The following is a 4954-nucleotide window of genomic DNA, read 5'->3' on the forward strand; positions in this document are numbered from 1 at the left end:
CATACAAGCGCGCAACCTCAAGACCGTCATTTCTCCTGCGCTTGGCCCGGTGGACATATTGGGCATGAACTTTCTGTCGCAACTCGCCTCCTGGCGTGTCGAAGGCAGAACTTTGATCCTGATTCCCACATCGCCCTGATCGCGCAGCATGACGGAGCGCAAACCGCGGTGGCGCGTTGAACATATCCGACGTGAAAGGGATATGATGGTACGCCGATTTCTGATTGCTGGTTCGATCCTTGCCCTGTCCCTGCCTCTCGTCGCCTGCGACCTCGTCACGACCCAGAACAGAACGGCCTCGACTGGGCAGGTGGAGTGGACGGACGGCAATCTGCGCCAGTTGCGCGAAGCGATCGACCGCCGTGCCCAGCATGGACTCGACCATTTCAAGTTCGAGATCAAGGGCGACGGACCGGAGGCGCAGACGGAACTCGCGCTGCAATATGCTGCTGCTCTTGCCCATGGCGCGAGCGATCCGACGAAGCTCTATGACGTCTATACCATTCCGCGCCCGAAGCCCGATCTGCGCGCGGGCCTTGCCAGAGCGATGACGGACGGCAAGCTGTCCGACTGGCTTGAAAGCCTTGCGCCGCAGAGCGACGAATATCACGCGCTCTCCAAAGCCTATGTGGCGCTGAGCCGGGAGGCTGACGCGCCCGCCGCCGCCATCCCTGCCACAAGCGAGGCCATCGAGCCGGGGCAGAGCGATGGCCGCATTCCCGCCATCGCGCGGCAGCTGGTCGCCTCCGATTATCTCGACAAGGGGCAGGCCGGGGGTGAGCGCTTTAGCGAGCCGATGGTGCGCGCGATCAAGCGGATGCAGCAGGATTTCGGCATCAAGCCTGATGGTTCGATCGGCAGTCAGGCACTGGAAATCCTGAACCTGTCCGATGCCGATCGCGCGCGCGCCATCGCCGTTGCCATGGAGCGCACGCGCTGGCTCGATCGCAATCCGCCCACCACGCGGATCGACGTCAACCTCGCTGCCGCGCGCCTCAGCTACTGGCGCGAAGGCAAACTCGCCAATGTCCGCAAGGTCGTGGTTGGTGAGCCTGACACCGAAACCCCGCAACTTGGATCACCCATCTACCGACTGGTGGCGAACCCGACTTGGACCGTGCCCCGCTCAATCGAGCAGAAGGAGATCGTCGGTAAGGGCGCGGTCTATCTGCGACGCAACAATATGGTGCGCAAGAACGGTTGGATCGTCCAGCAGCCCGGACCCAAAAATTCGCTCGGCCTCGTCAAGTTCGACATGAAGAACGAGCATCAGATTTATCTGCACGATACCCCAGCGAAGCAGTTATTTGCAGAGGTACAGCGTCAGCGCAGCCATGGCTGCGTCCGGGTCGAGGATGCAGAGGGCTTTGCCGCAATGCTGGCGCAGGACGCGGGCATTACGGATCAGTGGAACAAGGCCCGTGCAACGGGGAAGGAAAGTTTCGTTCCCCTGCCGCGCGAGATACCGGTGCGCCTGCTCTACCAGACCGTGCTGTTCGATGATCAGGGCGAGCCTGTGGTGCGCGCCGATCCTTATGGCTGGAACGACAGGGTGTCAGTCGCGCTCGGCTTCAAGGCCGGCAGCGGCGCGCGCCTGCGCGGATCAGGGGCCGATATCGGCCCCTGACGCCTGACCTAGCTGCCGTTCCAGCGGCGGACTGGCCCGGTATCGACATGGACGAACCCGTCGTCCGGATAATAGCCGACGCCTCCCGCCTTCAGGGACAGCGCCGCTTTCTGAAGGTTGGCAAGACGGACATTGCGAAGCTGGATGTCCACTGCCTTGCCCCGCATATGCTGGCTCTTCGACGCAACACCATGGCTGCCGCGATGCAGTCGGGCGTTGGTTTTCGGTGAGCGATAGCCGGAGATCAGCGTGAAGTAGGCCCGCTTGTCCGCACCGGTTGCCGCATGCAGTTGCACCAGCGTATCGAACAGATCGGTGTCCATGCGGGTCACTTCCCTGGTACGCCAGTCGCGCAGGAAATGATTGAGTTCAGCAATTCCCGAAGCCCGCAGACGTCCGCCCGAAAAATAGCAGACGTCGACCTTCTCCCCATTGTGCGCATTGCGAAACAACAGGCGCCGCTCCGACAGAGCGGCCCATGTGGTGGCAGGAAAAAGCTGCGCTGCACCACAAGCAGCGGCGCCCAGCAGCACCGCCCTTCTATCCATCAACATGTAAGTCGTTCGTCCCGAAATCGTTCCAGGGAGATAAAGCCGCACCCGCGCGTTACTTATCTCACTGAGATATAGGGTGCATTTTCCGGATGAAAAGATGGGTTCCATGGCACTGTCTGATTTTGGCCACCGCTGGCCTTATGCAGTCGGCAGTCGGAGCACAGGTTCCGAACCCAGCCGCAACGCCAGCCAGCGCCTTCCGAGCGACCAACATTGATCCATCCATATTCCGCGCTCAGGTCCAGCTGGACCGGGCAGGCTTTGGCCCCGGGGTCATCGACGGGCGCAAGGGGCGCTTCTTCAATGCGGCGGTGAAGGGCTATCAGGCTGCGCAAGGCCTGACACAATCGGGCGAGCTTGATGGTGGGACACGAGCGGCCCTCGGCAAGGATGATGCCCCTGCGCTCATGACCATGGTGCTGAAGGACGATGCCCTCGCGGCCGACTTCACGCCCGACATTCCTGCAAAGATCGTCGACCAGGTCGCCCTGCCCAATTTGGGCTACCGCGATATCGTGGAACGGCTTGCCGAGCGCTTCCATACGACGCCGCAAATTCTGCTCGCGCTCAATCCCGCACTCAAGGCGCCGCAGGCCGGCATGGAACTGCGACTGCCAAGCCTGATCCCGGCCAATCGGGACTATGACAATAGCCTATCGCCTCAATGGCGCGACACGCTCGCAACGCTCAATATCAGCGCGCGACAGCCGCAGGCGGCGAAAATCGTCGTAGATAAATCTGAAAGCCTGCTCAAGGTTTTTGATGCTCAGGACCGTCTCGTCGCGCAATTTCCCGCGACCACCGGAAGCGACCATGATCCCCTGCCGATTGGCCAATGGGTAATTGAGGCGATCGCCTTCCTGCCGACCTATCATTATAATCCGGACTTGTTCTGGGATGCCGCCGAAAGTGACGGGACAGCCGTGTTGCAGCCCGGTCCCAACAATCCCGTCGGCGTAGTCTGGATCGACCTTGATAAGCCCCATTATGGCATTCATGGCACGCCGGAGCCGACCCGGATCGGGCGCTCGCAAAGCCATGGCTGCGTTCGCCTGAGCAATTGGGATGCGGCCCGACTGGCCCAGATGACCAGCACTTCAACGCAGGTCATTTTTCAGGAATGAGAATTCGTTAGTTTTTCTCGTCCGCTGCCTCGCTATCACCCCGCATCTGACCATGCGCCAACACGGCGAAGAGACCGGTGCCTCCGATGATGTTCCCGGCAAGCGCTGGGAGAAGAAAGTCGAGCAGCATGTCCGCAACGGTCATGGAACCGTTCAGCCAGAGAAAGGCAGTCTGCGAAAAGCCGGTAACGACATGGCTGAAGCCGCCAAGCGCGATGACATAGGTCAATAAAGAGATGACCCAGAATTCACTGCCTTTCGCATTGGGCAGGAGCCAGGCGATGGACGCCATCAGGAAGCCGGCCGGAATACCCAATGTGAGCGTCTTGAGCCCCTCCTGCGCGGGCAGCTTTTGCAGGATATCGATCGCCACCAGCCTTTGCTCATGCGTGATAATGACCTCACCCGCCATCAGCGCAACTACGATCAGCACGCCGATGAGGTTTGCGGTCAATACGACAGACCATAGCCTTGCAAGCCGCGCCAGCCCGGCAATGCTGGGCCGTGCGGCCACGGGGAGCACGGCAGTTACCGTACTCTCGGTAAAAAGCTGTAGCCGCCCCATGATGACGATCACATAACCGACGGGATAGCCCAGCAGATAGACCAGCTCGGCCCAGCGCTCGTCCGGCAAGCGCATGCGCAGATAGAGTTCCGCCAGCAGCGATATGGTGATGGCGAGGCCGGCTGCGAGACCCGAAAGCAGCAGAGCAACGACGGGCCTTGCCAGTTCCTCCTCACCCTGGAGCCGCACGGCCTCATGCACGACCATATGCGAACTGGCCTGGCGCCGCCGGGCATCCTGCGCCTCATCGGGCGACAGGGCATCATCAGGCGCGCTGGGATCATCCATCAGCGACTGATCTGGATCGGATATCATTGACCACAGCCCTGACGAAACCTGGAAGCGGGGCCGGACCGAACCTTGCTCCGCTTCATCATCCGCTCAGGCGGCCAGTGCCAGCAGCCCTGACACATCAGGTCGCGTTGGCTGACGGTTCTGAATTCTGTCGAGATAAGCAAAGATGCTGACGACGGCATCTTCTTGATCGTCAAATTCGCTGCGTGCGGTTTCGAGCACCCCACCGTTCATCAAGGCTTCCAACGCCATGCGCGCCCGGGCCACACGGCTCTTGACCGTGCCGATGGCGACCCCCGTGATCTCGGCCGTTTCTTCGTAGGAGATGCCACCGGCTCCGACGAGGATCAACGCTTCGCGCTGCGGCTCGGGCAACTGCATGAGCGCGCGCATGAGGTCACGCAGTTCGATGCTGCTATCCTGAGAGGCGGGCGCGGCCAGAACACGGTCGGCCACCAGGTCATCCCATTCGCCGGTGAAGCGGCGGCGACGTGTCAGGCTGAAAAAATGATTGCGCAGGATCGTGAAGGACCAGGCACGGAAATTCGTGCCAGCGACATAGCGTTGCCGAGCGGCCCAGGTCTTCATCATCGTTTCCTGGACAAGGTCATCCGCCAGATCGTGATTTCCACAAAGGCTGCGGGCGAAGGCGCGTAACTGCGGAATAACCCTGGTCAATTCTGCTTTGAAGGCGGCATCGGAAAGACGGGCAGGCTCAGCCTGCGATGCGATGGTGTCCGACATATAATCCCCTTCAAAACTATTCGAGAAGAAGAACATTTCGATAGGG

General features: G+C 60.8%; 5 protein-coding genes and 1 pseudogene. 3 read left to right on the forward strand and 3 right to left on the reverse strand.

Annotated features, from left to right (window positions below; genetic code table 11):
• Positions 1–139: pseudogene (locus BMY84_RS30760) on the forward strand (TIGR02281 family clan AA aspartic protease); the annotation flags it as partial.
• Between the two features lie 63 nt (positions 140–202).
• Positions 203–1627, forward strand: a complete 1425-nt coding sequence (locus tag BMY84_RS28720) for a L,D-transpeptidase family protein (RefSeq protein ID WP_256215507.1) — start codon at positions 203–205, stop codon at positions 1625–1627.
• A gap of 8 nt (positions 1628–1635) precedes the next feature.
• Here the strand turns inward: BMY84_RS28720 and BMY84_RS28725 are convergent, their stop codons facing one another.
• Positions 1636–2181, reverse strand: a complete 546-nt coding sequence (locus BMY84_RS28725) for a DUF882 domain-containing protein (RefSeq protein ID WP_093088563.1) — start codon at positions 2179–2181, stop codon at positions 1636–1638.
• 140 nt (positions 2182–2321) lie between these two features.
• On the opposite strand from BMY84_RS28725, the gene BMY84_RS28730 reads away from it, so the two are divergent.
• Complete coding sequence (locus tag BMY84_RS28730; protein WP_093088564.1) at positions 2322–3305, forward strand: L,D-transpeptidase family protein; 984 nt, start codon at positions 2322–2324, stop codon at positions 3303–3305.
• Between the two features lie 7 nt (positions 3306–3312).
• Here the strand turns inward: BMY84_RS28730 and BMY84_RS28735 are convergent, their stop codons facing one another.
• Together BMY84_RS28735 and BMY84_RS28740 are read right to left on the reverse strand one after the other, a co-directional pair.
• Positions 3313–4185: a formate/nitrite transporter family protein gene (locus BMY84_RS28735; protein WP_256215508.1), complete on the reverse strand. Its 873-nt coding sequence runs from the start codon at positions 4183–4185 to the stop codon at positions 3313–3315.
• Positions 4186–4251: 66 nt separating this feature from the next.
• Entirely contained in the window at positions 4252–4908 is a 657-nt protein-coding gene (locus tag BMY84_RS28740; protein ID WP_093088569.1) for a sigma-70 family RNA polymerase sigma factor, read from the reverse strand.
• Positions 4909–4954: the final 46 nt, after the last annotated feature.

Origin of the sequence: Sphingobium sp. AP50 (assembly GCF_900109095.1) — a bacterium.
Taxonomy (GTDB): domain Bacteria; phylum Pseudomonadota; class Alphaproteobacteria; order Sphingomonadales; family Sphingomonadaceae; genus Sphingobium.

Bases quoted from the DNA above. Each gene is read 5' to 3' on its own strand.
- BMY84_RS28720 (WP_256215507.1), top strand. From the start codon at position 203: ATGATGGTACGCCGATTTCTGATTGCTGGTTCGATCCTTGCCCTGTCC.
- BMY84_RS28725 (WP_093088563.1), bottom strand. From the start codon at position 2,181: ATGTTGATGGATAGAAGGGCGGTGCTGCTGGGCGCCGCTGCTTGTGGT.
- BMY84_RS28740 (WP_093088569.1), bottom strand. From the start codon at position 4,908: ATGTCGGACACCATCGCATCGCAGGCTGAGCCTGCCCGTCTTTCCGAT.
- BMY84_RS28730 (WP_093088564.1), top strand. From the start codon at position 2,322: ATGCAGTCGGCAGTCGGAGCACAGGTTCCGAACCCAGCCGCAACGCCA.
- BMY84_RS28735 (WP_256215508.1), bottom strand. From the start codon at position 4,185: ATGATATCCGATCCAGATCAGTCGCTGATGGATGATCCCAGCGCGCCT.